We start from the raw sequence: 25960 nt of genomic DNA on the forward strand, positions 1-25960 counted from the left end.
TCCGACTATCCCGCACATATTTTCATTGTCCCAAAAAGTGATAAAACTTATGACACTAGCCTAAGAATTTCGTACCATGCCCCGCTCACGACGAACCCTCCTGAAGACTGCAGGTCTTGCGTTCAGTAGCGGAACGCTCGCGTCGATTGCTGGCTGTCTCGGTGACCCATCAACTGGGAGCAGTGGTAGTCCAGACGAACCAACATCCGACTCACCGACTAGCAGCGATAGTACTCCAGACGAATCATCAACACCGAACTCGTCGGAGGGAACCGCAACGTCGGATTTCGCACGGTGGCTTCCGGATCCAACGAAAACCCCACTCCGAGATGGCTATGAGATTCTATATTTCGACCTGAAAGCCATCCGTTCTCATCAAGATTCCATTCACGAGAATGCCTACTCCCGTCTCGAAGACCAGATGTTGCGCCCCGTTCCCAGCGAGTACGTCGATAAAACTGCCGTCGATGCCGCACTGAGTTTCGACGATGTGCGATTGGTTCTCGGTTCGTTCGATCCGGAGGCAATCGGTGAAAAGCTTACCAGTGACAGGCAGTCATCCACAACAACACAGAGTTCCACGACAGCGACGCAAACCACCCGGACGGAACCGGAACACTACAAGGGATTCGACCTCTACGATACGGGATACGTCTACGCTGTCTCCGAAAATGTCCTAATGGAGGTGTCTTCGTGGCAGAAAGATAACTCGTTCGAATATACGAAAGCAGTCATTGACGCGCCCGGGGAGACGGGCCACTATGGCGACAGCAACGAGTACGTGGCGGCAATGATGGGAGTCGTTGACGAAAACCACGCACTCTGGTGCTATCCGGAGAACATGGACGGGTCGATGTCACGCGGTTTCCGGAAGGACATCATCACAGGCGAACTCAAATCGTGGCGATTCGGAACCGAGACGACTCACCTCACATTTGCGAACACCTATCCCAACGCCGAAGCGGCGGAGAGCGGAGAACTGTCAGACCACATCGAATCGGAATCCAAACGGTTCGGTGCATACGATGGGCTTGATGTCGAAACCGAGGGCCGATTGGCATGGACAGCGGGAACGATTCCGACGAAGGAATTCGACCATCTGGCAGCTGGCGGCCCAGACGATGGCGTTTACACCACTCACCAGTCGCGGCGCAATCCGTTCTGAAGGCTACTAAAACCGCCTGTGGCGACAGTAGCCCATACGGACAATATCCAATGTCGATGATTCTTCCTTAAGAACGTATCTCGGAGCCTGCTGACTACGCGCCCTGTATTCAACACGACCGCAGATACTCATCACCGAACGAGAAGTTCGGAGAGGCCGAACATCCCTAGCTCACCCGCGCCCGACCGGAGCGAGAGTACCGCGATTCTGCGATAGCGAAGATGAGCGTACTGGTGAGGCCGAGCAGGGTTCCCGCGGTCAACATTCCGGCGAGGAATTCGAGCGAAACTCGGCTGAGGAAGTAGGCGCTAACGGCGTACAGCACCCCGCCGATTGAGAGGACGTAGAAGGGCGCGTTCAGGTACCGCCATTCGAACTCATCGTCGAGGTACTCATCGGTGATTTGACCGAGACTGGAGGTGATTCCCGCCGCGGAGAACCACACGACTGCGCCATAAACGAGGGAGGCGAGCACCCGAAGCGCGCCAAGGTCGGCACCGCCGCGCTCGGCGCGCACCATTTCGAGGGTTTCGACGCCGCTGACGCCGCCCACGACGAGGAGGGCCGCGGCCACGACGTAGGTGATGAGCGTCACTCGGCCGGAATACAGGCTGTTCCGGGTCTTTTCGGCGACGTGGTCAACCGAGCGCTCCAGTCCGAGTCCGCGAAAGAGGATGTACAGTCCGAGGAGCGCGGAGGTGCCGCCGAGAACCGCACCTGGCATTCCGATTCGGTCTGCGAGCAGCGCGAGCGGGTAGATGAGCAGGAGGATACCGAGCGGTACGAGGAGCGTTCCGCGCGTTTCGGGGTCGTTCAACACCTGTTTGATGGTGTAGTACATCGACTCCAAATCCTGCGCCTGTCGGACGACGACCCGCCGGACGCCATCGACGGGGATTCGGGAACGGATAACCGGGACGACGCTCTCGTCTTGCGCTCCGTCAGTGACGATGACGGTGGTAATCTCCTCGCTCGTGCTGATGCTCGCGAGGACGGTGTCCACCTCCTCGCCGACTTCCCGGTTGGCGCTGATGTCACTTCCCTCGTTTCCGGTGACGACTGCGACTTCGACGCTCTCGTCCGCGTCGATTCGGTCGTACAGATGGACGCCCTCGAACATGACGTTCACGTCGCTATCTTCGGGGTCTGCGGTTGCGAGCGCGACCGCGGCGGCCTCGACGTTGTCTCGACCGATAACCGGAGTTTCGAAGTCGGTCTTTCGGCCGAGGTCGTCATCGAGGTCGACACACAGCACCAGCAGCATTGTTCGCAGGTACGCGGGGGATGTTTAACTGTTTTCGGGAGAAACGAGATGGAGACATTTCGCAAATCGAGCGGTGAGCAATAGCGAACCGCGAGAAACGAGGCAAATGGTCTGTCTCGAAACAGCGAGCGGTGATTGACAACGAACCGCGAGAAACGAGGCAAGCGGTCTGTCTCGAAACAGCGAGCGGTGAGTGATAGCGAACCGCGAGCGAACAAAAACAACCGTAAACGAAGCTAAAACGGGATGAACGATACACAGAGAGTTGCTCGCGCGACATTAGGTTGCTTATAATAATACAGGTATGCACGAGTTGCCCGACCATGACGCAAACACCGACACGGCGCCGCGTTCTTCAAGCGGTCGGAGCCGCCACGGCGGTTGGCCTCGCTGGCTGTTCGTCGGAGGGCGACGAAACGACCACCGGGACAACCGGGCAGGGAACCAGGAAAGAAACAGAAGCAGCTACCACGGCGCAAAGCGGGACGACAACGACTGGAGGAGGTGAAACCGAGACAACAGGTGAAACAACCGGCGAAACCACCGATGGGACGACGGAAGAGACAACCGAGCAGGAGACGCCCGAGGAAACCACGACCGGGACAGAACCGCCGGAGGGCGGCGGAAACGTGCAGTTTTCGACCAGCGGAGGTGCGACGGTGCAAGGAACGCTTCTCGGCGACGGGTCGTGCGGCATCGTGTTCGCTCACGATACTGGCTTTGACCGCGGCGTGTGGAATCCACAGATGAAAATGTTCGCTGGGAAGGGATACACTTGTCTCGCAATCGACCTGAATTTAGGAAACGAGAACACGACTCCGGAGTACGTTCTCGCGGGGGTTCGGTATCTCCGCCAGCGCGTCGGCGTGGAAAACGTCGTTCTCGTCGGTGCTGGGGCGGGTGCGAACGCAGTGGTTCGCGCCAACGCCCAAGCGGGAAGCGGAACCATCGACGGAACGCTCGCGCTCGCTCCGGGGAAAAATGCTGACGTGGCGAGTCGGATGCAAGGGTGGAAACTGTTCGTCGTGAGCGTCGACGACGAGAGTCAGTACGTGCAGACGACGAAGCAAATGCATCAGAACGCCTCGAATCCGAAGCGCCACGAGAAGGTTACAGGAGGTGCGCACGGTCAGCGAGTTTTCGAGGCCAACAAAAGCGAGATGCAGTCGTTGCTGGGTGGACTGCTAAGCACGGTGTGTGGCTGAGGCAGGAAGAAACGCGACGGGTATATCGAGAGTGGCGTAATTCGCACGCTTTTTGAGGCTCCGCGGGTAAAACGGGATAACCAATGATTTCCAAGGGCTGTGAACAGTGCGCCATGGGTGGCAAGATGGTGCTCTTCGTTTACGGGTACTGCGACCAGCGTGACTGCTTTTACTGCCCGCTCGGAGAGAACCGGAAGAACGTCACCGACGTGTACGCCAACGAGCGAAAAATCGAGAACGACGAGGACATCATCACCGAGGCGAAGCGGATGGACGCCCTCGGAACCTCAATCACAGGCGGCGAACCCCAAGAGGCGATGGCGAAGACCTGTCGCTACATCTCGCTGCTGAAAGACGAGTTCGGCGACGACCACCACACGCACCTCTACACAGGAATTACAGGTGGGCGTGAGAATATGCGCCGACTCGCGGAAGCAGGACTGGACGAGATTCGATTCCATCCGCCATACGAACTCTGGGGCGACATGCACGGAACCGAGTGGGAAGAAATTCTCTACATCGCCCGCGAAGAGGGCATCACACCCTCGTTCGAAATTCCCGGCATTCGTGCCGAAGAGGAGTTCCTCGAATTTTTGGACGAAGGCGCGGCGGAGTTTTGCAACGTCAACGAGTTCGAGATGAGTCAGGGGAACTACCGCAGAATGCAGGAAGAAGGATACGAACTCCAAGAAGGTCACATGTCCGCCGTCGATGGCTCGAAGGAGGAGATTCTGGACGTGATGGGCGACCACGAGCGCGTCTACTTCTGTACCTCGGTGTTCAAGGACGCCGCCCAACACCGGAATCGCCTGAAGCGAATGGCTCGCCAGATTCGCCGGGAGTTCGACGACGTGACCGACGACGGCACGCTCATCTACGGCAAGACGTGGGCCGCGGAAGAGCGATTTGCGGAGCTCGGCGTTCCGGAGGAGTTCTACACCGTCAAATCCGACCACATCGAAGTTGCGTGGTGGTTACTAGAAGAGATGATAGAAGAAGGCGACGTGAGCAAAGGCGAAATCGTGGAGCAGTATCCAACCTACGACGGGCAAGTCGTTGAACGGACGCCGTTGGCGTAAGTCCCTTCCAATTTTCGTCTCGTTTTTACGTCTCTTCCAGCGCGAAGACGATTGCGCCGAGGATGGTGCTAAGCAGGGCTAACAGTGCGCCGAAGATGATAAATTCGGGTGCGAGTGCAAATCCGATGAGCAAGCTGATGGCCCCGATAGCGATGAGTAGGCCGGACAGAACGAACAGGCCGACGACAGCGACGATTCGGTTCATCGGGTATTACTCCCATTTCCGACATTTTTATCTTCCGGATTCTGATGAAAAGCGGGAGAGACGCAAACCAGTAGACCGGAAAACAATCATCGAATTTTGGCAAGTAGCACGAACCGCAAGAGACAGCAGTCAACACACCTGCTACGGGGAGTCACCGCGAACGAAGAGTGTAGTCGTTCGAAAGAGCGAAGCTCTTTCGTGATGCTGTCAGAACACCGTTCTGACTGCCAGCCAGAAATTGTAGATTTCTGGCGATGCCAAAAATCTCCGATTTTTGAGCACGACGACCGAGCGGGCCGACGACCGACCGAAGGGAGAGGAGGCTTTTGGTCAATTTCTTAGGGAGAGTGGGCGAGAGTTGCGCTCGCTCTCGGCTCACGACCGCAGAACAGGTTGCGGAAGTGTTTAGGCGAGTGCCACAAAATTCTCACTCATGCCGGACTGTCCACTGGCAGATAGCTGCCCCAGTTTCGAAGAACGAATCAGTGGAATGGGCTGTCACCACTACGGCGACCGTGGCGGCGCGGAGTGGTGCAACCACTACAACCAGCCAATCCGCGAGCTGAAAACCGCACCCGTCCAACCGGGCGAGGAAGTCGTCGTGGAAATCGACGACATCCACGAGAGTGGTTCCGGCGTCGGTCGGACCGACGAGGGGTTCATCGTCCTCGTGGACGGTATCCTCCCCGACGCTCGCGCCAAGGTGAAAATCACGAACGTCAAAGGTAACCACGCGACTGCCGACCCCATCGAGCGTCTTCCGATGGAACCGGAGGACGAAGACGAAAGCGAGGACGACACGGAAGCGTCCGAAACGAATCGCGACAACAAGCGAGAACGTCGCGAGCGCCTCGGAAGTCGGGACAACTTCTGGGGCGGATAACCCGCCGAGTGGACAGTCCTTTGCGGGTCGGGCATGTATGTACGGACATGCCGGGAGAAGTCGGAGGGAAAGCGATATGAGCGACGAAACAGACGTAGACGAGATTCTTCGCCGAGCAGGATTTTCCGCGGAGACGAGCGTCCTCACCCAGCGACAAGCGGAGGTGTTGGTTCTCCGCGAGCGTGGAATCGCACAGGCCGACATCGCGAACGAACTGGGTACCTCACGGGCGAACGTCTCCAGCGTCGAAGCCAGCGCGCGCGAAAACATCAGCAAGGCGCGAGAGACAGTTGCCTTCGCAGAAGCACTCCGGGCACCGGTTCGCATCGAAGTCGAACCGGAAACCGACCTCTACGACGTCCCGTCGAGAGTGTACGACGCCTGCGACGAAGCCGGAGTGAAGGTGAACCACGCCGCACCCGAACTGATGAAACGAATCAGCGACGATGCGGGTGACGCCATCGAGGGACGGGCGGTTCGCACGCCTCTGCTCATCGGCGTGACACACGACGGCGAAGTGACGGTTCGGCAACCATCCCCCGAGGAGTTTTAGCGGTTCCCGCGGAGTTCGAAGTATGAACCTCGATTTGGAGGGCAACACGGCGCTGGTAACGGCGAGTTCGAGCGGACTGGGATTGGCGAGTGCAAAAGCATTGGCCCGCGAAGGAGCAAACGTCGTCATCTGCGCCCGGAATGAGGACGGGTTAGCCGAAGCAAAACGAGAAATCGAGGCGGTAGACGGCGGCGACGTTCTCTCTGTGCCGACGGACATCACCGACCCGGACGAAATCGAGGCACTGGTCGAGGCGACCGTGGAGGAGTTCGGCGGACTCGACCACCTCGTTACCTCGGCAGGTGGGCCGCCGAGTGGGCCGTTTCTCGACACCACCGAACGCGACTGGTACGCCGCCTACGATTTGCTCGTGATGAGCGCAGTCTGGTTGACCAAGCGCGCCCATCCGCATCTCGCAGAGAGCGACGCCGGAACCGTCGTCAACATCACCTCGACCAGCGTTCGGGAGGCAATCGACGGACTCGTCCTCTCCAACGCGGTTCGTCGGGGAGTCATCGGGCTGATGAAGACCCAAGCCCGCGAGTTCGCCCCCGACGTGCGAGTCAACGCGGTTCTACCGGGTGCGCACGAAACGCCGCGGATTCAGGAACTCGTGGAAGCCGCCCTCGAACGGGGCGAGTACGATAGCTACGAGGAAGGACTCGCGGACTGGGCGAACGACATTCCGATGAACCGCGTCGGCGACCCGATGGAACTGGGTGACGCAGTCGCCTTCCTCTCCAGCCACCGGGCGAGTTTCGTAAACGGCGTTGCGCTCCCGATAGACGGCGGCAGACTGAGAAGCTAATGACGGAGCATAGCGCACCGGCAGAACCGACCGAATCGAGAACGGTTCTGTCGTGGAGCGGCGGGAAAGACGCCGCCTACGTCCTGTACGAATTGGAGAGAGACGACGTGGCCGAACTGCTCACGACGATTTCGGAAAACGGGCGCAGTAGCATGCACGGCGTGCGCCGAGAGCTGTACGAAAAGCAGGCGGAGGCAATTGGTCTGCCCATTCGATTCGTGGAACTCCCACAGGAATGTTCGAACGAGGAGTACGAATCGCGAATGGCGGACGTGATGGCAGAGTACGAATCGCTCGGCATCGAACGCGTTGCCTTCGCAGACCTCTTTCTGGAGGATATACGTGAGTACCGTGAAAATCAGCTCTCGGAAACGACCATCGACGGCAGTTGGCCGATCTGGAATCGAGACACCGACGAACAAATCGAGGCGTTTCTCGATGCCGGATTTCGCGCGACTGTCGTGGCGGTTGATGGTTCACTGCTCGATTCGTCGTTCCCGGGGCGAGAACTCGATTCGAGGTTCCTTGCGGATTTACCCGACAATATCGACCCCTGCGGCGAGAATGGCGAGTTCCACACGTTCGTCTGGGACGGTCCGATTTTCGACTCGCCGGTTTCAGTCGAAACCGGCGAGGTCGTCACGCGCGAAGTGGGTGACGGCGAGTTCCACTACTGCGATTTGCGGTAGAGAAAATCGTCCTTGCAGTGGAGCGAATCGGCGCGATTCGCGCCGATTCGTCGGAGTTTCCCTACGTCCTCCATACTTTTTAGGATTCGATTTTCTCGATTATCTGTTTCGCCTCGTCGCGGGCTTTGTCCTCTCCTGCTTGCTTTTTGATGAGGACGCTCTGAACTTCCCAGTCGTCGCTCTGCTTCCGTTTTCCGGTTCTGACTTCTGCACCCTGTGATACGTCCTGTGCGGCGTGTTCCGCCCAGTCCGGTGTCCGAATCGTGTCGAACTCGTCGGGGCTGCGAAACCGAACGTGGATGTATTCGTCTTCCGTTTCGACCGACTGGATGTTTGGCATGTCGGTCATGGTTTCTGGGGTTCGAGCGGCAGAGCAACAAAAGTGGTGGCTAAACAGAGTAAGCGGCAGTACTCAGAAGCGGTCTTCAGCTCGCAGTTCTGAAACTACTTCGCGCACGCGCTGAGCCTCGGACTTCGAGACGACGAGGACGCGGTCGTCGTACGATGTGACGACCAAATCGTCCACTCCGACGAGACTTACGTGTTTGTCGCTGGCGACGACGTTGCCGCTTGCGTCGATGGTCAGCACGTCGCCGAGAACCGTGTTTTCGCCGGGGACGAGTCGTTCGAGTGCATCCCACGAACCCAAGTCGTCCCACTCGAAATCGGCGGGAACGACGGAGGCTTCGTCGGTTCGCTCCATCACGGCGTAATCGACGCTGACGGATTCGACCGCGTCGAATCCGTCAGTTGACTCGCCTTCTTCGAGTGCCGAGACGAGGGGAGAAAGTGGAGAATCACGGGCCTCTTGCAGGAAGGCATCTGGCGTCCACGCGAACAGTCCTGCGTTCCAGTAGAAGCCGTCCTTCACGAACTGCTCTGCGGTCTCAGCGTCCGGTTTTTCCCGGAATTGGGCGACATCGAAATGGCCTCCGTAGTCCGTTCCGGGTTCGATGTAGCCGTATCCGGTTGCGGGGCGGGTGGGTTCGATTCCCACAGTTACGACCCCCTCGGTTTCCACTGCAACCGACGCGGCACGGCGGGCGGTCGTTTCGAAATCGCCAGCAATGTGGTGGTCACTCGGCATGCACAACAGAACGCAATCGCCGACCTGTTCGCGGATTCGGTGGGCAGCGTAGGTGAGCGCAGGACCGGTGTCTTTGGGTTCGGGTTCGACCAGCACGCCGACTTCGGGGACGTGTTCGCGCACGAGGTCGGCGTGGTCTTCCCCGGTACAGACGAATATCTCGTCGGCGAAACCGGCGCGTTCGACGGTTTGGGAAAGCAGAGAGTCGTCCCCGAGGAGCGAGAGGAACTGCTTGGGGCGGTCGCTTCTGCTTGCGGGATACAGTCGCGTCCCGGTTCCACCGGCCATGATGAGGGCGACGAGCGGGCGAGTCATGGAGCAAGTGACGAGTGGTGGTTTCAAAAATCGGTCTATCCGACTCTCACTCAGCTAATCGACGGGCAAAAACGAATGTGGTTGTCGTGGTTGGTTCCTCAGGCACCGCGTGCTGTGTCCGACGGAGCGGTTTCGCGGGCCTCGGTTCTGCTTCCCTGTGCCATGAACATCATCGAGACGCCGCTGACGAGCAAGTTCACCCCGAAGAGGAGGCCAACCGCCCACAGCGCGCTGGATGGGAATCCGGCCCAGATGAGTCCAGCGACGACCAACGCGAGAACGCCGCTCACGACGAGCGCGGCCCAGCCCTTCTCACTGCGGGCTTGGAATCCCATCACGATTTCGAGGATGCCTTCCACGAACAGGAACGCAACCAGCAGGATGGTCAGCGTCGTTAGTCCGATGACGGGATTCGACAGCAGTGCGATACCGGCGATGGCGTACACGACCGCGAGCAGTCCTTGGACGAAGAATCGTTTCCACCCGCCCGAAAAGGCGTGTGCGACGTGCACCAGCGCGCCGACGACCAGTAGCGCGCCGAGTAGAATCGATAGGGACACACCCGCCACGAATGGTGAAAGGATGGCAAGAATGCCAACGACGGCGATGATTGCCCCCGCACCCATTGAAGCTCGCCACGATGTTTCGGCAGTGCCGGATACCACGTCAGCACCGCTCTCTACTTTCGTACTCATTGTTATTTCCCCGAGTATTGTATAGGCTAGCCAAGAGTATAAATTACGTCTATTATTTGAAGAGAGTTCCCGATATCAGACCATTTTTTGAGAGATTCACAGTACAGAACAGCTCTGTTACCTGAAATCCAATTAGAGAATTTACGACAGTACGCAGACAGAATCCATGTTTGGAATATCCATTTAGTGATCATGTTAGGAAAATCAGATTCGAAATTGCCGAACCGCCATTCGGTTCGAAAGCCGAGATAAATAGTCAGGAAGTAGTCATTCGTTTCGTGATTACCACGTTTCGATTGTTCGTTCCCGAATGTCCTCCACGCATCCCTCACAGGCCGGATGTTCCGCGTCGAAACAGGCCGGACGACCCTCCTTGTCGAGTCGCGCCGCGCGACGTTCGGCGTATCGCCGACAGACGATTTTCGCCCGTCCGTGTTCGTCCTGCGGCAAATCCGCGAGCGTGGTGTCGCGGGCGTTCCGATAGGCTTCTTTTGCCTCCTCCATCTGCTTATCTGCCGACTCCCGCGTTTCGGCATACTTCTTGCCCACTTCCCTGAGTTTGATGCGAAGGAAGCGTTCGAGACGGTCGTCCATACCGCACGTTGGTTGTGGGGGAATGAAAGGTTTCCCCGATGCAGTCCGCACAGTGTCGTCCTCCAGAATCGGTGCTATCGTACCAGCGAAGCACTATTGTACCGGCAAGATGGTTCGGGCGTCTGAAAACTGAATTCACAGAGAAAAGGCGCAAGGCGGCCCGAAGCGACGGTTTTCACTTCCACTCTGGCCCCACGTAACCTTTTATACCATCGCGAACCAACCACCGTATGTCTCCCATAGAAAACGAAGTGGAGACGGAACAACCATGACCGATGTGCGACAGCATGCGGAAGAAATACACGAACAGTTCTCCGACCATCTCGACGTAACCGTAGACGACGTAGCATCGCGTCTCGACAGCCTCGTCAACGAATACAAGGTGCCCATGGAAGAGGCACGACGAAGCGTCACCAGCCATTATCTGGACGAGGCCGGACTCGAACGCGACGACATCCGAACCGGTGGTACCAGCGACGTACAAGTCGAAGACATCGAAACCGACGAGCAGTGGGTGAACCTCACGGCCAAAGTCGTCGACCTCTGGGAACCGCGAAGCGATTCGGTCGGCCAAGTCGGTCTGCTCGGAGACGAGACGGGCACCATCAAGTTCACGAAGTGGGCCAAATCCGACCTGCCCGAACTCGAAGAAGACAAAGTCTACCGACTCGGCAACGTCGTCACAGACGAATACCAGGGCCGATATTCGGTGAAGCTCAACCGAACTACGAACGTCGAAGAACTCGACACCGACATCGAAGTCGGCGACAACGCGACCGAAGTCGAAGGCGCGCTGATCGACATTCAATCCGGCAGTGGCCTCATCAAGCGATGTCCAAAAGAGGACTGTACCCGCGTTCTGCAGAACGGACGCTGTTCCGAACACGGCGAACAGGAAGGCGAGTTCGACCTCCGAATTAAAGGCGTCGTGGACGACGGAAACGACGTTCACGAGGTCATCTTCAACGAGGAAGCAACGGAGAACCTGACCGGCATCGAACTGGAAGAAGCCAAACAGATGGCGATGGACGCACTCGACACCACCGTCGTGGCCGACGAAATGCGCGAGAAAACACTCGGCTACTACTACCGCGTGTCCGGCCCGACCATGGGTCGATACGTGCTGGCGAACGATGTCGAACAGCTGTCTGGGCCAGTGGATGCGGAAGCGGCGCTAATCAAAGCGAGGTCGATGTAACATGAGTGGAGCACCTACCAGAGAAGTCGCACGCAGGACGTTCGCCGCGGAGTTCAACGACGCGAGCTACACGTTCAAAGAATCGGACGACGAGCGAGCACCGGTCTACTTGCTCCTCCCCACGGGCGAGCGAGCGAACCGTGTCTTCGTCGTCGGAACCCTGACCGAGAAAGAAGACGTTGGCGAAGACAGCGAATACTGGCGTGGTCGGGTCGTTGACCCGAACGGCGACACGTTCTTCGTCTACGCCGGGCAGTATCAACCCGACGCCGCGGCCATGCTCCGCGAACTCGAAGCACCGGAGTACGTCGCCATCGCTGGGAAGCCGCGAACCTACGAGATGGACGACGGAACCGTGAACGTGTCGCTCCGACCAGAATCCATCACCGTGGTCGATGATTCGACGCGCGACCGCTGGGTGGTCGAAACCGCCGAGCGAACCCTCGAACGAATTTCGACGTTCGACGACGAAACGAATCGCTATGCGGCCATGGCGAGAGAGGAGTACGACCGACCGGTCGATACGTACCGAGACAACGCCATTCGGGCGCTCGAAAGTCTCGATACGGATGGCAAGTCGAGCGACGGGGGAGAATCGGATGACGGATTGAGCGACGGCGGGATGAACGACGGCGGAACGAGCGACGAAGCAAGCGGAGAGAACGAAACGCCGATGCAGTAGCCAGACGCCGCTTATCTTTCGAAGTAGTCGTAGTCAGACGAGGATTTTGTCGAACAGAGAATCGTCTACCGAACAGTTTGGCGGCTTTAGCTGCCAGACGAGCAAAATCACTAAAAATGCCCGACGAACGGACATCACCGAGCAGTGGATGGCAGGAGGTGTACGATGCGATGGAGACGAACACGTCCGCCGAAGGCCCGGCTAATCCCTGCCCCGACTGCGGAGCGGAATCGAGGCGCATCTTCCGACGCGTGTTCGAGTGCGAAGAACACGGAGTCTGGGCACTCGACAAGACGGGAACGCCACGAATAGGAACCAGTCCGAAACGGCTAAACGCCGACTGAAACAGACAGGATAGTCGGGTGGTCAGTCCAGCGATTCATCCAGCGCATCTTCGACGCGCGATTCGAGGAGGCCAGACCAGACGAGCGTTTCGGCGGCCGAAATATCCTCGTGAATCGGGCGGTCGTCGGTGAGCGGCGGAACGACTTCCCGAACCGCGTCGTAGGCCGCGCCGGTACCGACGCCGTGTGAGAGGTCGTTGTCGATGAATTCGCTCGCCTGCGCACCGCAGACGAGTTCGATACCGACGATGGCAAGCGTGTTTTCGACCGCCCGGCGAGCGTTGTACGCGCTCTGGGCGCTCATGCTGACGTGGTCTTCCTGATTGCCGCTAACTGGCGTGTTGTCCATCGAGGCGCGGCCAATCGAGCGATTTTCGTTCAGCAGCGCCGCGGCAGTGTACTGGGCAATCATGTAGCCAGACCGCAGACCGCTATGTTCGGTGAGGAAGGGCGGAAGATGCGGTTCCTGAATATTCGGATTGAGCATGCGGTCAACGCGGCGCTCCGAGATGGCCGCGATTTCGGTGACGGCGTTGGTCAGATAGTCCAGCGGAAGCGCGAGCGGGTCGCCGTGGAAATTTCCGCCCGAAAGGACTGCGGCATCTCCCGTCCCGCTGGCTCTGCTGTTCACGGCGTCGGCGGGGAAGATGAGCGGGTTGTCCGTCGCGCTGTTGAGTTCGACTTCCACCGCTTCACGGAGGTGGGAAACGGCGTCCCGAACCGCACCGTGAACCTGCGGGAGACAGCGAATCGAGTAGGCATCCTGCACCCGGTCGCAGTTGCGATGCGACTCGACGATTTCGGAGTTCTCTGTGAGCCGTTTGACGTTTCGCGCAGTTTTCGCGTGACCGTCGTGGGGACGAATATCCGCGATAACGGGGTCTGCGGACGCAGTGGTTCCCATCGTCACTTCAGTCGTTAGCGCGCCCGCAACGTCCGCCGCCCGAATCGCGCGTTCCGCGTCCCGAACCGCGAGGGCGGCGAGGCCGACCGAGAGTTGAGTTCCGTTGATGAGCGCCAACCCTTCCTTCGCCGCGAGCGTCACCGGTTCGAGTCCGGCAGTTTCGAGCGCGTCCGCGCCGGACATTTTCTCCTCATCGACGGTCGCTGTTCCTTCGCCCATCAGCACCAGCGCGAGGTGAGCGAGGGGTGCCAAATCACCGCTCGCGCCGAGGCTTCCGCGGGATTTGACGACAGGGTGGACGCCCTCGTTCAGCATCGTCACGAGTTGGTCAACGACGAGTTCGCGGATGCCGGAGTAGCCTTTGACCAGCGCGTTGATTCGCCCGACCATCATGGCGCGAACTTCCTCGCGGGTCAGTTCCCGGCCCGCGCCAGCGGCGTGGCTTCTGACGAGATTCGTTTGGAGCGTTTCGATGTCCTCCGGTGGGATTCGCTCGTCCACGAGTTCGCCGAATCCGGTGTTGACGCCGTACACTGCCTCGCCGCTTTCGACCACCTGTTCGACGCGCTCGCGGGCGGTTCTAACCCGCTCGCGGGCGTCTTCGGGGACCAAAACGGTTGCGTCATCACGCGCCACTTTTTCTACGTCTTCCGGTGTGAGCGATTCGCCATCGAGTCGGATTTCGGTCATAGAGAGTTCACCTTCTTTGAGAAATTGTTGGTCGGTTCTGAATCGGGAGCGTCGTAACCACTGAGGACGTGATGCCGAAAGCCCTCGGACGTTACGCTCGTCCTTGCAGCCTGCCAAGGAAGTTGTACGGACGAGATTTGCGTTTCGCGTGATTGACTGGTGCGTACGCGTTTCGGCTGGTCGGCCAACCGCGATGGCGTGCGAAGGCGAACCTCCGGTTCGCCCGCGCGAGGGACGAGCGAAGCGAGTCGGTTGGGGAGGCGTGTGGACGGGTGCGGGGCGGTAGCGGTCTCATTGGAGTCGGCAGTAGCTAGCGACACGCCACAAAGCGCATTTCTGTAGCACTGCTCTCGATTGGAGTCGGCAACTGTCCGCGACAAACCATCCAGAGAATAGACTCCAGACTCACCAACCACCAACTCACGTTCACGCACGATGTACCACCTGACCGTTTTTCAACACAGTCTCGACCGCGTTCACGCCGAAATTGTACGGAACGTGGACGTAGCTGGGAGCATCGAGAACGGCAATATCCCCCGGCGTTCCGGGTTGAAGCGTCCCTGCCCCATCCGCCATATCCAGCGCCATTCCGGCGTGTTTCGTCCCTGCGACGAGCGATTCTTTGGGCGTCATGCCCATTTCGACGCAGGATAGGGATGCAGCGAAGCCCATGCTCTGTGAGTAGCAGTTGGGATTGAAATCCGTCGCAATGGCGATGGGCGCACCCGCGTCGAGGAACGCCCGCGCGTCGGCGAACTCGGCACCCAGTCCGAAGGCGGTTCCGGGCAGTAAAACGGGAACGACGCCCGACTCGACAACTGCGTCGATGTCCTCCCGTGTCGCGTAGAGCAGGTGGTCGGCGCTGGTCGCGCCCAGTTCCGCGGCGAGTTGCGTCCCGCCGATGTGGGCCAGTTCCTCAGCGTGGACTTTCGGCGTCATGCCGTGTTTTTCGCCCGCTTCCAGTACGCGCCGGGACTGCTCGACGGAGAAAACGCCCTCCTCGCAAAACACGTCACAGAACTGCGCGATGCCTTGTTCCGCGACTGCGGGAATCTGCTCTCTGACAACTTCGTCCACGTAGTCGTCCGCGTCCCGACCCTCGGGAACCGCGTGTGCACCCATGAACGTCGGAATCACATCGACTGCGTGCTGGTCGTCGGCGCGAGCGATGACGTCCAGCATCTGGAGTTCGGTCTCAGTGTCGAGTCCGTAACCGGATTTAATTTCCACAGTCGTCGTTCCGTGGGCCAGCATGGTGTCGAGGTGCGAGAAGAGGTTCGAGAGAAGTTCCTCGTCGCTTGCCTCGCGCACTGCCCGGACGGTTCGGAGGATGCCGCCGCCCTCCGCGAGGATTTCCTGATACGTCTTTCCTTGCAGTTTCGCCTCAAATTCGTCGGAACGGTCGCCTGCAAAGAGGGCGTGCGTGTGGGGGTCGATGAAACCCGGAATCACGGCCTTGCCTGTGGCATCAACCGCGAACTGTGCATCCTCTGGTGGATATTCGCGGGTTACGGGGCCGGTCGCGCCTATTCGCGCGACTTCCCCATCGACCACGGCGATTGCGGCATCCTCGTAAATTCCGAGTGAACCCTCTTCCTCGATGGTTACGATTTCCGCCGCGTCGTGGACGACTGCGGTGAATTCCGAATTTTGAGTGCTCATCGGCCACCTCCGAGTGTAGAGAGGAAGTGCGCGATTGCCCGCGCACCGGCCTTTACCGTCAACTCGTTCTGGTCCAGCGACGGGGCACATTCGACGATTTCGAAGCCAGCGACCCGCGGGTCGCTGGCGACCAGCCGGAGCATCCGGAACAGTTCGCGAGTCGTGATTCCACCCGGCGTGGGCGCGCTGACCCCGGGTGCAAACGCGGCGTCCAGCACGTCCAAATCGACGCTGACGTAGACGGTATCCACGTCGCCCATCGACTCCAATGCGGTGTCGATTGCGGAAACAGAATCCTCGCCGACCTCCTCCGCGGTGACGATTTCGCCGCCTTCCTCGCGGACGAACTGGGCATAGTCGGTGCTCGTCTCGAAGTGACGAGCGCCGACGCAGGCGTAGGAAGCGAGGCCGCCGCCGAGGTCGGAGTCGAGCAATTGGCGGTACGGCGTTCCGCTGGTCGGGGAGTCACGAACTTCACGCACGTCGAGATGGGCGTCGAAGTTGATGACGCCGAGCGAGGAGTCCTCCGTGAGCAGATGCACCGCGTTGGCGTATGTGAGCGAGTTGTCGCCGCCGAGGAAAACCGGGAACACCGATTCCTCGTGAATTTTGCTGGCCGCAGTGTGGGCGAGCGACTGGGCTTCTTCCACCCATTCGGTGTCTTCGAGATTGGCTACGTCGCCGAGGTCACCGACCGACTGGACTGGCCCGGCGTCGAAGTGGTGGGTTTTGATTCCCGAGAGTTGCTCGCGGAGGGCCGTCGGCCCTCCGCTCGCGCCTTTCCTGCCGATAACCGCGCCGTCGTAAGGTTCACCGACGAGGACGGCGTCGAACTCGTCTGCTGTGTCGGTCGTTGCGGGTTCGACCACGTCGCCGAACTGTTCGTCGTTCGGGTCGGCAGAGGTGCCGTCCCAATCGAAGGTGTGGATAAAGTCGCTCATTCGCTATCACGCATCGGAATCGAGACGTTTGATTTTTCCGCTTGGTCGAGTGCAACGTCGTAGCCCGCGTCGGCGTGTCGAATTACGCCCATTCCGGGGTCGGTCGTGAAGACGCGACGGGCTTTTTCCGCTGCGAGGTCGGAACCATCCAGCACGACGTGGTTGTTCGTGTGAAGTGCGTTGCCGATGCCGACGCCGCCGCCGTCGTGAACCGAGACGATGTCCGCACCCGCCGCGCAGTTGAGCAGGGCGTTGAGAATCGGCCAATCAGCTACGGCGTCGGAACCGTCGCGCATGGCTTCCGTCTCGCGGTTCGGACTGGCGACCGACCCCGCATCGAGGTGGTCACGGGTGACGACGATTGGGGCCTCGATTTCGCCGTCTGCGACGAGTTCGTTGATTCTGAGGGCGAAGCGAGCGCGCTCGGTGAGTCCGTCTTCATCGGTGTCGTAGCCTAACCAGCAAACTCGGGATGGGAGTCCCTGAAATTCGACCTGTTCCTGTGCGAGGTCAATCCAGCGATGGAGTTGCTCCTTTTCGGGGAACAGTTCGACCACTGCCTCATCAGTTCGGTGGATGTCCTCTGGATTGCCCGAAAGCGCGGCCCAGCGGAACGGCCCCTTTCCTTGGCAGAAGAGGGGCCGAATGTAGGCCGGGACGAATCCGGGGAAGTCGAAAGCGTGTTCCATCTCCCGGTGTTCTTTCACCTGTCCACGGATGTTGTTGCCGTACTCGAAGGCGATTGCGCCCGCGTCCTGTATATCGAGGATGCCCTGAACGTGGCGGGCCATGGTATCCAAACTCTCTTCGACGTATTTCTCGGGATTCTCGTCGCGGAGTTCGTCTGCTTCGGAGACGGTGTATCCCGAAGGGTAGTAGCCTTCCAGTTCGTCGTGCGCGCTCGTCTGGTCGGTGATGACGTCCGGAACGAAATCGCGGGAAAGCATCCCTTCCAGCATGTCGGCGGCGTTGATGTGGACGCCGACCGAGTACGGTTCGCCCGCTTCTGCGGCCTGCTTTGCGTTTTCGATGGCTTCGTCCAAGTCGTCGGATTTTTCCATGCAGTATCCCGTCTCGATTCTGCGGTCGATTCGGGATTCATCGACTTCTGCCGCGATGCAGACCCCGTGGTTCATCGTGACCGAGAGAGGTTGTGCGCCGCCCATTCCGCCGAGTCCCCCCGTGACGACGATTTTGCCGCGCAGGTCGCCCGCAAAGTGTTCGTCCGCGAGCGCGGCCAAGGTTTCGTAGGTTCCCTGAATGATGCCCTGCGTGCCGATGTACGCCCACGACCCGGCGGTCATCTGGCCGTACATGATGAGTCCCTTCGCTTCGAGTTCGTGGAAATGCTCCCAGTCGTCCCATTTGCCGACGATGTTCGAGTTGGCGATGAGAACCCGAGGCGCTCGCTCGTGAGTTCGGAAGCGCCCGACTGGTTTGCCGGACTGCACCAGCAGGGTTTCGTCGTCGTCCAGTTCGCGCAGTTCGGCCAGAATCACGTCGTAGGCGTCCCAACTCCGGGCCGCACGGCCGGTTCCGCCGTAGACCACGAGGTCTTCGGGTTTCTCCCCGACCTCCGGGTCGAGGTTGTTGTTCAGCATGCGCAGGGCCGCCTCCTGTCGCCAGCCCTTGCATTCGATGTCGGTTCCGGTCGGCGCACCCTGATACTCGCGCCATTGGGCGCTCGGTTCGCCGACGCCGTGTGTCTCGGTTCCGTCGTCCGTTTCGGATTGCTCGCTCATTGTATGTCATACGCACGCGAATCGCAAATACCTCAGGCCCTGCGTGTGGAGGGCTATTTAAGTACTGTTGACGAAAATCGGGAGTTGATGCACGAGGCCGTGCTTCGAATCGAGGGAGAGAGCGCGTGCGCAGAGGCTACTCGCGCAACCGAGACGACCATCGAACTCTGGTGTAACGACCACTGTGACCTCCTCCACGTCAGCGGGCGAGCAGGGGCAAACGCACTGGAACACCTCGAAGAACTCGTCGGAGTGCAAGAGCTACTGGTCGAGGGCAATGAGCGATTGGCGATGACCGAAACCTGCCTGAAAGACCGCGAGACGGACACTATCGAGTCGTTTCTGGCGCGGCACAGTTGTCTGCTCGTGCCACCGCTTCGGTACGCGGACGGCGAGAAATGGTGTCGGATACTCGCGCTCGATTCGGCCAATCTGACCGGACTCTATCGAGATTTGGTTGACGAGTTTTCGGTGACGGTCGAATCGAAACGCGAGATTGCCGCGGTGCCCGGCGACAGACCACTGCTCACACCTGAAACCGCCATTTCGGACCTTTCGCCGCGCCAGCAGGAGGCGCTCGTCACCGCACACGAAATGGGGTACTATCGGATTCCGCGGGAGACGACGACCGCCGAAATCGCCGCCGAGATGGACATTGACCGCCGGACGCTCGAAGAACACCTTCGTCGCGCGGAGAACAAACTGGTCGATGGAATGGTCGCGTTCTACGGCGGCCGAACTCCCGTCTGACAAAACATTAAATAGTCTTACGCCACCAATATACACAACGATGGGCAACAAAAACAAAACTATCTCCTTCAGGGTCAACGAGGATGCCTTCGAAACCCTGCGGGAGATTGCGGAAAAGCGCGACATTTCGCTGTCAGCGGTGTTCCGCGACTACGTCGAGACGCTGGTCGCCCACGACGGCAAGGTGGAAGCCGTCCCCGAAAATCAGGTGAGAGACGACGAGGATTCGTTCCCACCAAAAATCGAGGTGCCGAAGAGTTTCATCCGCGAACACGAACGCCTCGAACTGGAGGCCGAACACCTCCGCGACCAACTCCAAGAACACAAGCAGTACGTCCGCCACCTCAAAGCGAAAGTGGACGAAGAAACAGAAGAAGAGGTCATTCACTTGGAGGAACTGGACGACGAGATAGAAAGTGACGAACCGTTTCGACTCGGCTGAGTTGGTCGGGTGGATTCGCGCCAATTAGACCGGATTACCCCGACAGCGAGTGTTTTTTCTGCCGAGCGAGCGCTTCCGCCGAATCGTCACCCTCCACGTTGGCGAGTTCCTCAACGGCTTCCAGCGTTCGTACCGAATTGTCCAAAAAGGACAGCACGTCGCCCGAGTAGGCGTACACCATGTAATCGTCGGTCATCACGTCAACGATGGCGTCCGGGCCAAGGCCACCTTCGCGCAGTTCCAGCAGATAACGCATGAACTTCCGCTCCGGACAGCCGCAGTACGGATTGCTCTGACAGTCACAATCGAGGAAGTCCTCGGCGAAATCGAGCACTCTGTCTCGGGTCGCGCCGTCCAATTTTTGCATGCCGTCACCCTGAAACAGGATGTCCAGCGTCGCCCCTTTGAACGCCCCTTTCGGGATGTTCGTCTCCAACTGCGAGGAGATTTGGCGATGGTTTTTGACGTAGATTTTGTCCGTGATAGCCACGCTTAGTGGATGTATTCGGTTCCGCCGGATAAGCGTGTCGTCAACCGGAAGAGGTGGACGGAGGTGCTGAGATTTTCCGGGCTTTTGTGTTGTCTGTAGTCATCGAAATCGACCGCAATGTGACCGACAGTTGCCGACTCCAAATACCGCCACCGCATGCGGGCGAGTGCGCCGACCGCTGGCGCACTCGCCCTCGGCGCTCGCGGGTCGTTCCTCCTCGCTCGCAATCGAGGCAGACCGCTTGCCTCGTACTCCCCCGACCTCCCCGGGCATACAGACAGTCGCGCGACTGGCGCGAACTGTCCGCATCGCGCGTCCAGACCGGGTGTGAAGATTCGAGGAAGCGATTACGAGGCCGAAAGCCACCGAAGTCAAATAGCTGCAGAAGTAATTGGAGCAATGGCAAGTCTCTCCGAGCGATGGTTTAGCCGCTTTTCCGATGACTGGGAAGACCCTTCGACTGTACGAGGGTTTTTCAGTGGGCTATGGCAGATAGGGCTTCAAATTGTGCTCTACGTCTTACTGCTGACTCTTACTGATTCACTTGGAATCACATCATTCGACAGTTCGCAGAACGCAAATGCTGTCCTGATTTGGGTCGCGGTGTTGCTCGGCGTCCTACTCGGAGGGGGGATGAACTATCTCCACTACACCCAAGAGCGATTCAAGAAGCTCGGACGGACGTTCACGTACCGAGCCACGATGATTGTCGGAGTCTATGGACTGTATCTGGTTCTCTTCTCGATTCACCCGGTTCACGGGATTATGTTCGCATTCGCCAACATCGTCGCCAAAATCCTCCTTCTCCTCGGAATGACAATATCCAGAAAACTGTAATCGCGGCTTGATAGCCGGAACATCAGTGTTCGCGCGTGACGACGAACTCCGCGAAATCGCGCAGATAGTCCAACGCCTCGGAATCCGGCGCGTCAACTCGGTCGAGTGCGGCGAGGGCCGCGTCGGACTGCTCGTGGGCCAGTTCGTTCGCCTCATCCGCGCTCAGGTCGGTGACCTGTACGATGGAGGGGCGGCCGATTTCCTCGTCCTGTCCCGTCGGTTTTCCGAGGTCGTCCGGGTCGGCAATCTCGTCCAACACGTCGTCTCGAATCTGGAACGCGACGCCGACGCGCTGTGCGTACTCGCCGAAAGCGTCCACGGTTTCCGAATCTGAACCCGCTGCAATCGCACCGAGTTCAGCGGCGGCGCGGAACAGTGCCCCGGTTTTTCGGCGCGCGAGTTCCATGTACTCAGACCGGTTTGAGGGCAAATCGACGAGTTCTGACGCCTCACCCATGCCGAGTTCTATCATCGATTCGGCGACGACTTCCATCGCACGAGGCTGTGAGGAAAAGAGTTCGAACGCCTCGCCGAGCATTCCGTCGCTGGCGATGATGGCCGGGCCGTAGCCGTATTCTGCCCACGCACTCGACGTCCCCCGGCGAACGTCCGAGCGGTCGATGATGTCGTCTACGACGAGCGACGCGTCGTGAACGAGTTCGACGCCGACGCCGAAATCCACGGCGTCTTCGGCGTCGCCGCCCGCCGCCTCGCAGACCAGCATCGCAACCGTCGGCCGAACGCGCTTGCCACCCGAAAGCGCGGTGTGTGCAAGTTGGTCCGACAGTTCGCGTGGTTCGACCCGCGCTACGACCTCCTCCAATCGGTCTTCGACGAGCGTCCTGCGGGCCATCAGGTACTCCATTCATCTGTGCTTCAGGACGGGGCACGCAAATACGTGACGGGTTCAGTTTGCTGTCATCACGGCGCGAATCGACAAAAACGTGGGTTCGCGTGACACGCGCTCGAACGTTTCCGGAGCTTTCTCGCGGAATGCATCTGTCGGTTGGCTTTCCTCGATACGGTCGAGTCGAAATCCAGCAGCAAGCAGTGGGTTTAGTATTGCAGACAGTGGCCGCCGATAGGTCGGAACCTCGACCGGGTCGCCGAAACTCGTCCAGACTTCGCTCACGACTTCCGTCTCGAAGTAGTTCTCTGGGTCGAAATGGAAGTAGTCCGCGACGGGATGCCCGGATGAAAAGACGAGGAGGCCGTCAGTGCGGAGCACTCGGGCGAGTTCCGCAAAGAGTGAATCCCAGTCTTCCACGTAATCGAACGCTAGCGAACTGTAGACGAGGTCGAATCGGTTCGATTCGAAGGGCAGTTCCTCGCCGAAATCGCACCGCAGAAATTCCGCGTCGGGGGCCCGTTCGCGTGCGTGAGAAAGCATCGACGGACTGGCGTCGATACCGGTTACTTCCGCACCTTCGTCCAGCAAATATTCGGTCGTGATTCCCGGCCCGCATCCGGCATCAAGTACGTCCATTCCGGCAATATCCGGCAACAATCCCTGCGTTGTCGGTCGTTCGAGGTCTGCGTTGAACGGTTTCGTCGGCGCGCGCTCGGCATAATCGTCGGCCAGTTGTTCGTAGGCGGAGAGGGCCAGCGGTTGCTCTCGCTCGTCGGTCATACACTTCACTCTGCAAGAATGGTGAAAAAGGTCGCTAGTTGAACTGCGTTCGTCGTTCGAGTGAAAAAAACAGAACTGAACGGTTCTAGCTGAACTGTTCGATGAGTTCCGGAACCACGTCGAACAGGTCGCCCACGACACCGTAGTCCGCGATGTCGAAGATAGGCGCGTTCGGGTCGGTGTTGACCGCGATGATGGTTTCCGCGCCTTTCATTCCGGCGACGTGCTGAACCGCGCCGGAAATACCGATTGCGAGGTACACCTGCGGCGTGACCTGCGCACCGGACTGACCGACCTGTCGGTTCTTCGGAAGCCAGCCGTTGTCCACGATTGGTCGCGAGGACGCGAGGGTCGCACCCGTCGCCTCCACGAGGTCTTCGATGAGCGGAAGGTTTTCTTCTTCCTCGATACCGCGGCCGATGCTGACGATAAACTCGGCTTCGCTAATGTCCACGTCGCCACTGCCGACCTCTTCGAATCCGGTGACGGTCGAACGGACTTCGGACTCGTCAACTTCGAAGTCGAACGCGGAAACCTCGGCGTCACCGACGCCTTCGGCCTCCGGCCATTCGGCACCACGGGTCGTGACGGCGAACTGGTCGCCTTCGACTTCCACGGTCGTCTCGACTTTCGAACCGTACATTTCGCGGGTCGTCGTGAGCGTGCCGTCGTACTCGAAGCCGATTGCGTCCGTGACGAGCGGCAGGTCGAGTCGATTGGCGACGGCGGGCGCGTAGTCCAGTCCGTTCACGCTGTTTGGCATGAGGACGAACATCGGCGCGAGGTCTTCGTACAGCGCCTCGATGGCCTGCACGTACACATCGTGGTTGAACTCCTCGCCGTTCTCGACGGTGTGAATCGCATCCACGCCCTCGCGGTTCAGGCTGTCCGCGAAGGAATCAACGTCGCCGCTGATGACTGCGAGGTGAAGGTCGCCACCCGCGTCGTCAGCGAGTTCGCGTCCGGCGGAGATGATTTCGAAACTCTCGTCGCGGAGTTCGCCGCGTCGGTGTTCCGTGATGGCAAGAACGTCGCTCATTCTGCCACCCCCTTCTCCCGAAGAACTTCAGCCAATTTCCCGGCCGTTTCTCCGGCGTCTCCTTCGAAGATTTCTGCGTCGCTTTCGCTTTCGGGTTCGTACATGTCGGTCAGCGTCAGGTCGCTCTCCAGCGTGTCGGCGTCGAGGCCAAGGTCGGCGAGTGTTTTCGGTGCGATTTCTTTGGACTGAGCCTGTCGAATACCGCGCAGGCTGGCGTATCGTGGTTCGTTGATACCGGTCTGGATCGTGAGCACCGCGGGGAGTTCCACGTCAGTTAGCTCCTCGACACCGCCCTCCAGTTCTCGACGGACGTGCGCGACACCTTCGTCAACATCCATATCGAGCGCGTTCACGACTGCCGCCCACTCGAAGTCGATGGCGTCCGCGAGCGCGACACCGGTCGCACCGAATGCGTCGTCGCCTGCCTGAACACCGGTCAGCACGATGTCTGGTTCCTCTTCCGCGACGACGGCGGAGAATATCTCTGCTTTTGCTTCAGTGTCGAGCAAGTCAACGTCCTCGAACGACTCGTCCCAGACGCGAATCGAACGGTCTGCGCCTTTGGCGAGCGCCATCCGAATCGTTTCTTCCGAACGCTCCGGGCCGATAGTGACGGTGACGACTTCGTCGGCGATGCCCTCCTCGTTCATCTGAACGCCTTCTTCGACGGCGTAGTCGTCCCACTCGTTGAGGTCGTATTCGAGGTAGCGGTCGTCTACCTCTGTTCCTTCCACTTCGAAGTCATCCGCGAGTTCGGCGACTTCTTTTACGGTTACCAAGACCTTCATAATCAATTCCTTTCCGGGTAGCGGGTAAACGTTTTCGAAACGGCCGACAATGCACGAGCAGTACTATTCGGTTTTCTTACTCGTTTGAGCCGGATTTTGACGAAATTATTCGCTATCGAAGTCAACGATGTCTTCGTCCGGAAGCGTGATGAGGTTTTCACGGCCGATTCTGAGTTTATCCACGCGGCCCTCATCGTCCATCGCCGAGAGGAGTTGTGACACCTTCGCGTTCGACCAGTTCGTCTCCGTGACAATTTTCGCCTGCTTCATCCGGCCACCGTTCTGTTTCAACAGGTGTTCGACGCGCTCTTCGTCGGACAGCAGTTCGACATCCGGTTCGTCGTCCTTCGGTTCGGAATCGGAGGCAACTTCTTCACCCGAATCGTGTCTGGATTCCGAAACCGTCGCAGGCGGGTCACGGGGAGATGAGTCATCTGCCGATTCATCATCCCGTCGTTGCATCAGCACGTACAGACCGCCAATCCCGGTACTGATGACGAGCAAGAGAAGAACGATGTTCGTCGTAGAGAGAAATGGTTCTTCGCCACTGTCGCCCGTTTCGGTGTACGTTACGTCGATTTCGCGGGTTTCGGGGTTCAGCGACATCGGCCCCTCCAACGCGACGGTTCCGTTGTTGTGGCCGTAGTTCGGCGAGTTCTGAATCCGATAACCGTCCGGCGATTCGATGATGAGTCGTTGGTCAGCAGTGAGCGAATCGAGCCACGTCGATGAGCCGTCGTCGAGCAAAAACGCATCACGTAAAATAATTTTGTCTCCTTCAACTTGTGCGAAGTTCGTCCAGACGAACGAGAGCGACAGCGTGTGAGTCGTGTTCCCCGGCGTGTACGTCCGCTCTACGTCGAGAATCTTCATTTCGCGGCCCGTCTCCGACTGCATCTGGTCTGCGATTCGGATGAACAACTCCTGTGAGGGACCAACATTTGCGCTACCGCGTTCGAAATCGTCGCCGAGTTCCTCGAAGGCGGCGGTTTCGTTCTCGTTCCTGGTGACGAACTCCATCGAAACATTCCACCGAGCATCGCCGTCGGGTTGTGGCGTAATTCGAATCGTGGTGCCGTTCGTGGTCGTCTCCGGGGGTGCTGATTGGCTTGCGACCGTCTCCTCGCCACCGTTCGGCGTATCGAGGTTGGTCGAAGCCACCTGTCGCGTATCCGCCGCGGAAACAGCGGAACCCACGACGAGGAGGGTAAGGAAGACCACGAGGAGGGCGGAATGTAACCGCATACACTTGTGTGGTCAATCGGGCAAGAAAATGCTT

At 59.1% G+C, this 25960-nt stretch carries 30 protein-coding genes; 14 read left to right on the forward strand and 16 right to left on the reverse strand.

Annotated features, from left to right (window positions below):
* Positions 1-76 precede the first annotated feature (76 nt).
* Positions 77-1165: a hypothetical protein gene (locus BW974_RS13160; protein ID WP_076430719.1), complete on the forward strand. Its 1089-nt coding sequence runs from the start codon at positions 77-79 to the stop codon at positions 1163-1165.
* 166 nt (positions 1166-1331) lie between these two features.
* Here the strand turns inward: BW974_RS13160 and BW974_RS13165 are convergent, their stop codons facing one another.
* On the reverse strand, positions 1332-2429 hold the full coding sequence (locus BW974_RS13165) for a DUF373 family protein (protein ID WP_049969296.1): 1098 nt from the start codon (positions 2427-2429) through the stop codon (positions 1332-1334).
* Positions 2430-2752: 323 nt separating this feature from the next.
* Here BW974_RS13165 and BW974_RS13170 point away from each other — a divergent pair, with 323 nt between their 5' ends.
* Together BW974_RS13170 and BW974_RS13175 are read left to right on the forward strand one after the other, a co-directional pair.
* Positions 2753-3634, forward strand: coding sequence for an alpha/beta hydrolase (locus BW974_RS13170; protein ID WP_076430720.1), 882 nt, complete (start codon positions 2753-2755; stop codon positions 3632-3634).
* An 83-nt stretch (positions 3635-3717) separates the two neighbouring features.
* Entirely contained in the window at positions 3718-4713 is a 996-nt protein-coding gene (locus BW974_RS13175) for a radical SAM protein (protein WP_076430721.1), read from the forward strand.
* A 25-nt stretch (positions 4714-4738) separates the two neighbouring features.
* Here BW974_RS13175 and BW974_RS13180 read toward each other — a convergent pair whose 3' ends face one another.
* Positions 4739-4918 carry a hypothetical protein gene (locus tag BW974_RS13180; protein ID WP_076430722.1) on the reverse strand — a complete coding sequence of 60 codons (180 nt, stop codon included), beginning with the start codon at positions 4916-4918 and terminating at the stop codon, positions 4739-4741.
* Between the two features lie 433 nt (positions 4919-5351).
* Here BW974_RS13180 and BW974_RS13185 point away from each other — a divergent pair, with 433 nt between their 5' ends.
* Genes BW974_RS13185 through BW974_RS13200 form a run of 4 tightly spaced genes read left to right on the forward strand, consistent with a single transcriptional unit; the run spans position 5352 to position 7851 of the window.
* Positions 5352-5801, forward strand: coding sequence for a TRAM domain-containing protein (locus BW974_RS13185; protein ID WP_076430723.1), 450 nt, complete (start codon positions 5352-5354; stop codon positions 5799-5801).
* A 37-nt stretch (positions 5802-5838) separates the two neighbouring features.
* On the forward strand, positions 5839-6354 hold the full coding sequence (locus BW974_RS13190; RefSeq protein ID WP_076430724.1) for a Tfx family DNA-binding protein: 516 nt from the start codon (positions 5839-5841) through the stop codon (positions 6352-6354).
* 22 nt (positions 6355-6376) lie between these two features.
* Positions 6377-7162, forward strand: a complete 786-nt coding sequence (locus BW974_RS13195; protein ID WP_076430725.1) for an SDR family oxidoreductase — start codon at positions 6377-6379, stop codon at positions 7160-7162.
* The gene (locus tag BW974_RS13200; protein WP_076430726.1) at positions 7162-7851 is read left to right on the forward strand and encodes a Dph6-related ATP pyrophosphatase; all 690 of its coding nucleotides are present in this window, start codon (positions 7162-7164) and stop codon (positions 7849-7851) included. The genes BW974_RS13195 and BW974_RS13200 overlap by 1 nt, the downstream gene beginning before the upstream one ends.
* A 79-nt stretch (positions 7852-7930) precedes the next feature.
* On the opposite strand, the gene BW974_RS13205 is transcribed toward BW974_RS13200, so the two are convergent.
* From BW974_RS13205 to BW974_RS13220, 4 genes are all read right to left on the reverse strand, one after another.
* On the reverse strand, positions 7931-8200 hold the full coding sequence (locus BW974_RS13205; protein WP_076430727.1) for a hypothetical protein: 270 nt from the start codon (positions 8198-8200) through the stop codon (positions 7931-7933).
* A gap of 63 nt (positions 8201-8263) precedes the next feature.
* Complete coding sequence (locus BW974_RS13210; RefSeq protein ID WP_076430728.1) at positions 8264-9253, reverse strand: mannose-1-phosphate guanylyltransferase; 990 nt, start codon at positions 9251-9253, stop codon at positions 8264-8266.
* Positions 9254-9351: 98 nt separating this feature from the next.
* Complete coding sequence (locus tag BW974_RS13215; protein WP_076430729.1) at positions 9352-9948, reverse strand: HdeD family acid-resistance protein; 597 nt, start codon at positions 9946-9948, stop codon at positions 9352-9354.
* 282 nt (positions 9949-10230) lie between these two features.
* Entirely contained in the window at positions 10231-10542 is a 312-nt protein-coding gene (locus BW974_RS13220; protein ID WP_076430730.1) for a DUF7091 family protein, read from the reverse strand.
* Positions 10543-10810: 268 nt separating this feature from the next.
* On the opposite strand from BW974_RS13220, the gene BW974_RS13225 reads away from it, so the two are divergent.
* The 3 genes from BW974_RS13225 to BW974_RS13235 all read left to right on the forward strand — a co-directional run bounded on the left by BW974_RS13225 (position 10811) and on the right by BW974_RS13235 (position 12766).
* The gene (locus tag BW974_RS13225; protein WP_076430731.1) at positions 10811-11740 is read left to right on the forward strand and encodes a replication factor A; all 930 of its coding nucleotides are present in this window, start codon (positions 10811-10813) and stop codon (positions 11738-11740) included.
* A gap of 1 nt (position 11741) precedes the next feature.
* Entirely contained in the window at positions 11742-12422 is a 681-nt protein-coding gene (locus tag BW974_RS13230) for an RPA family protein (protein ID WP_076430732.1), read from the forward strand.
* Positions 12423-12538: 116 nt separating this feature from the next.
* Positions 12539-12766, forward strand: coding sequence for a hypothetical protein (locus BW974_RS13235; protein WP_076430733.1), 228 nt, complete (start codon positions 12539-12541; stop codon positions 12764-12766).
* Between the two features lie 22 nt (positions 12767-12788).
* Here the strand turns inward: BW974_RS13235 and hutH are convergent, their stop codons facing one another.
* Positions 12789-14360, reverse strand: coding sequence for a histidine ammonia-lyase (gene hutH, locus BW974_RS13240; protein WP_076430734.1), 1572 nt, complete (start codon positions 14358-14360; stop codon positions 12789-12791).
* 152 nt (positions 14361-14512) lie between these two features.
* On the opposite strand from hutH, the gene BW974_RS25695 reads away from it, so the two are divergent.
* Positions 14513-14674, forward strand: coding sequence for a hypothetical protein (locus tag BW974_RS25695; RefSeq protein ID WP_175609697.1), 162 nt, complete (start codon positions 14513-14515; stop codon positions 14672-14674).
* A gap of 112 nt (positions 14675-14786) precedes the next feature.
* Here the strand turns inward: BW974_RS25695 and hutI are convergent, their stop codons facing one another.
* The 3 genes from hutI to hutU are packed head-to-tail and all read right to left on the reverse strand — an operon-like array spanning position 14787 to position 18705.
* A complete protein-coding gene (hutI, locus tag BW974_RS13245; protein ID WP_076430735.1) occupies positions 14787-16022 on the reverse strand; it encodes an imidazolonepropionase in 1236 nt (411 codons plus the stop codon).
* Positions 16019-16963 carry a formimidoylglutamase gene (hutG, locus tag BW974_RS13250; RefSeq protein WP_076430736.1) on the reverse strand — a complete coding sequence of 315 codons (945 nt, stop codon included), beginning with the start codon at positions 16961-16963 and terminating at the stop codon, positions 16019-16021. The genes hutI and hutG overlap by 4 nt, the downstream gene beginning before the upstream one ends.
* Complete coding sequence (gene hutU / locus BW974_RS13255) at positions 16960-18705, reverse strand: urocanate hydratase (protein WP_076430737.1); 1746 nt, start codon at positions 18703-18705, stop codon at positions 16960-16962. The genes hutG and hutU overlap by 4 nt, the downstream gene beginning before the upstream one ends.
* Before the next feature lie 87 nt (positions 18706-18792).
* Here hutU and BW974_RS13260 point away from each other — a divergent pair, with 87 nt between their 5' ends.
* Both BW974_RS13260 and BW974_RS13265 read left to right on the forward strand, forming a co-directional pair.
* On the forward strand, positions 18793-19455 hold the full coding sequence (locus BW974_RS13260; RefSeq protein WP_076430738.1) for a helix-turn-helix domain-containing protein: 663 nt from the start codon (positions 18793-18795) through the stop codon (positions 19453-19455).
* 40 nt (positions 19456-19495) lie between these two features.
* A complete protein-coding gene (locus tag BW974_RS13265) occupies positions 19496-19897 on the forward strand; it encodes a DUF8146 domain-containing protein (RefSeq protein WP_076430739.1) in 402 nt (133 codons plus the stop codon).
* Positions 19898-19931: 34 nt separating this feature from the next.
* Here BW974_RS13265 and BW974_RS13270 read toward each other — a convergent pair whose 3' ends face one another.
* Positions 19932-20387, reverse strand: coding sequence for a DUF5814 domain-containing protein (locus BW974_RS13270; protein ID WP_076430740.1), 456 nt, complete (start codon positions 20385-20387; stop codon positions 19932-19934).
* 156 nt (positions 20388-20543) lie between these two features.
* Here BW974_RS13270 and BW974_RS24680 point away from each other — a divergent pair, with 156 nt between their 5' ends.
* Complete coding sequence (locus BW974_RS24680; RefSeq protein WP_139328874.1) at positions 20544-21224, forward strand: DUF8100 family protein; 681 nt, start codon at positions 20544-20546, stop codon at positions 21222-21224.
* Between the two features lie 22 nt (positions 21225-21246).
* Here BW974_RS24680 and BW974_RS13280 read toward each other — a convergent pair whose 3' ends face one another.
* The 5 genes from BW974_RS13280 to BW974_RS13300 form a co-directional block, all read right to left on the reverse strand.
* Positions 21247-22089, reverse strand: a complete 843-nt coding sequence (locus BW974_RS13280; protein ID WP_076430742.1) for a polyprenyl synthetase family protein — start codon at positions 22087-22089, stop codon at positions 21247-21249.
* Positions 22090-22131: 42 nt separating this feature from the next.
* Positions 22132-22854, reverse strand: coding sequence for a class I SAM-dependent methyltransferase (locus BW974_RS13285; protein WP_076430743.1), 723 nt, complete (start codon positions 22852-22854; stop codon positions 22132-22134).
* 85 nt (positions 22855-22939) lie between these two features.
* Entirely contained in the window at positions 22940-23893 is a 954-nt protein-coding gene (locus BW974_RS13290) for an electron transfer flavoprotein subunit alpha/FixB family protein (protein ID WP_076430744.1), read from the reverse strand.
* Positions 23890-24681, reverse strand: coding sequence for an electron transfer flavoprotein subunit beta/FixA family protein (locus BW974_RS13295; protein WP_076430745.1), 792 nt, complete (start codon positions 24679-24681; stop codon positions 23890-23892). Before BW974_RS13295 ends, BW974_RS13290 begins: the two co-directional genes overlap by 4 nt.
* 105 nt (positions 24682-24786) lie before the next feature.
* Positions 24787-25926, reverse strand: coding sequence for a helix-turn-helix transcriptional regulator (locus BW974_RS13300; RefSeq protein ID WP_076430746.1), 1140 nt, complete (start codon positions 25924-25926; stop codon positions 24787-24789).
* Between the last annotated feature and the right edge of the window lie 34 nt (positions 25927-25960).

It is taken from the genome of Haladaptatus litoreus (genome assembly GCF_900156425.1).
Taxonomy (GTDB): domain Archaea; phylum Halobacteriota; class Halobacteria; order Halobacteriales; family Haladaptataceae; genus Haladaptatus; species Haladaptatus litoreus.

What these genes read in the sequence shown, in the direction of transcription:
- BW974_RS13160 (WP_076430719.1), top strand. Translation starts at nt 77, where the DNA reads ATGCCCCGCTCACGACGAACCCTCCTGAAGACTGCAGGTCTTGCGTTC.
- BW974_RS13165 (WP_049969296.1), bottom strand. Translation starts at nt 2,429, where the DNA reads ATGCTGCTGGTGCTGTGTGTCGACCTCGATGACGACCTCGGCCGAAAG.
- BW974_RS13170 (WP_076430720.1), top strand. Translation starts at nt 2,753, where the DNA reads ATGACGCAAACACCGACACGGCGCCGCGTTCTTCAAGCGGTCGGAGCC.
- BW974_RS13175 (WP_076430721.1), top strand. Translation starts at nt 3,718, where the DNA reads ATGATTTCCAAGGGCTGTGAACAGTGCGCCATGGGTGGCAAGATGGTG.
- BW974_RS13180 (WP_076430722.1), bottom strand. Translation starts at nt 4,918, where the DNA reads ATGAACCGAATCGTCGCTGTCGTCGGCCTGTTCGTTCTGTCCGGCCTA.
- BW974_RS13185 (WP_076430723.1), top strand. Translation starts at nt 5,352, where the DNA reads ATGCCGGACTGTCCACTGGCAGATAGCTGCCCCAGTTTCGAAGAACGA.
- BW974_RS13190 (WP_076430724.1), top strand. Translation starts at nt 5,839, where the DNA reads ATGTACGGACATGCCGGGAGAAGTCGGAGGGAAAGCGATATGAGCGAC.
- BW974_RS13195 (WP_076430725.1), top strand. Translation starts at nt 6,377, where the DNA reads ATGAACCTCGATTTGGAGGGCAACACGGCGCTGGTAACGGCGAGTTCG.
- BW974_RS13200 (WP_076430726.1), top strand. Translation starts at nt 7,162, where the DNA reads ATGACGGAGCATAGCGCACCGGCAGAACCGACCGAATCGAGAACGGTT.
- BW974_RS13205 (WP_076430727.1), bottom strand. Translation starts at nt 8,200, where the DNA reads ATGACCGACATGCCAAACATCCAGTCGGTCGAAACGGAAGACGAATAC.
- BW974_RS13210 (WP_076430728.1), bottom strand. Translation starts at nt 9,253, where the DNA reads ATGACTCGCCCGCTCGTCGCCCTCATCATGGCCGGTGGAACCGGGACG.
- BW974_RS13215 (WP_076430729.1), bottom strand. Translation starts at nt 9,948, where the DNA reads ATGAGTACGAAAGTAGAGAGCGGTGCTGACGTGGTATCCGGCACTGCC.
- BW974_RS13220 (WP_076430730.1), bottom strand. Translation starts at nt 10,542, where the DNA reads ATGGACGACCGTCTCGAACGCTTCCTTCGCATCAAACTCAGGGAAGTG.
- BW974_RS13225 (WP_076430731.1), top strand. Translation starts at nt 10,811, where the DNA reads ATGACCGATGTGCGACAGCATGCGGAAGAAATACACGAACAGTTCTCC.
- BW974_RS13230 (WP_076430732.1), top strand. Translation starts at nt 11,742, where the DNA reads ATGAGTGGAGCACCTACCAGAGAAGTCGCACGCAGGACGTTCGCCGCG.
- BW974_RS13235 (WP_076430733.1), top strand. Translation starts at nt 12,539, where the DNA reads ATGCCCGACGAACGGACATCACCGAGCAGTGGATGGCAGGAGGTGTAC.
- hutH (WP_076430734.1), bottom strand. Translation starts at nt 14,360, where the DNA reads ATGACCGAAATCCGACTCGATGGCGAATCGCTCACACCGGAAGACGTA.
- hutI (WP_076430735.1), bottom strand. Translation starts at nt 16,022, where the DNA reads ATGAGCACTCAAAATTCGGAATTCACCGCAGTCGTCCACGACGCGGCG.
- hutG (WP_076430736.1), bottom strand. Translation starts at nt 16,963, where the DNA reads ATGAGCGACTTTATCCACACCTTCGATTGGGACGGCACCTCTGCCGAC.
- hutU (WP_076430737.1), bottom strand. Translation starts at nt 18,705, where the DNA reads ATGAGCGAGCAATCCGAAACGGACGACGGAACCGAGACACACGGCGTC.
- BW974_RS13260 (WP_076430738.1), top strand. Translation starts at nt 18,793, where the DNA reads ATGCACGAGGCCGTGCTTCGAATCGAGGGAGAGAGCGCGTGCGCAGAG.
- BW974_RS13265 (WP_076430739.1), top strand. Translation starts at nt 19,496, where the DNA reads ATGGGCAACAAAAACAAAACTATCTCCTTCAGGGTCAACGAGGATGCC.
- BW974_RS24680 (WP_139328874.1), top strand. Translation starts at nt 20,544, where the DNA reads ATGCGGGCGAGTGCGCCGACCGCTGGCGCACTCGCCCTCGGCGCTCGC.
- BW974_RS13280 (WP_076430742.1), bottom strand. Translation starts at nt 22,089, where the DNA reads ATGGAGTACCTGATGGCCCGCAGGACGCTCGTCGAAGACCGATTGGAG.
- BW974_RS13285 (WP_076430743.1), bottom strand. Translation starts at nt 22,854, where the DNA reads ATGACCGACGAGCGAGAGCAACCGCTGGCCCTCTCCGCCTACGAACAA.
- BW974_RS13290 (WP_076430744.1), bottom strand. Translation starts at nt 23,893, where the DNA reads ATGAGCGACGTTCTTGCCATCACGGAACACCGACGCGGCGAACTCCGC.
- BW974_RS13295 (WP_076430745.1), bottom strand. Translation starts at nt 24,681, where the DNA reads ATGAAGGTCTTGGTAACCGTAAAAGAAGTCGCCGAACTCGCGGATGAC.
- BW974_RS13300 (WP_076430746.1), bottom strand. Translation starts at nt 25,926, where the DNA reads ATGCGGTTACATTCCGCCCTCCTCGTGGTCTTCCTTACCCTCCTCGTC.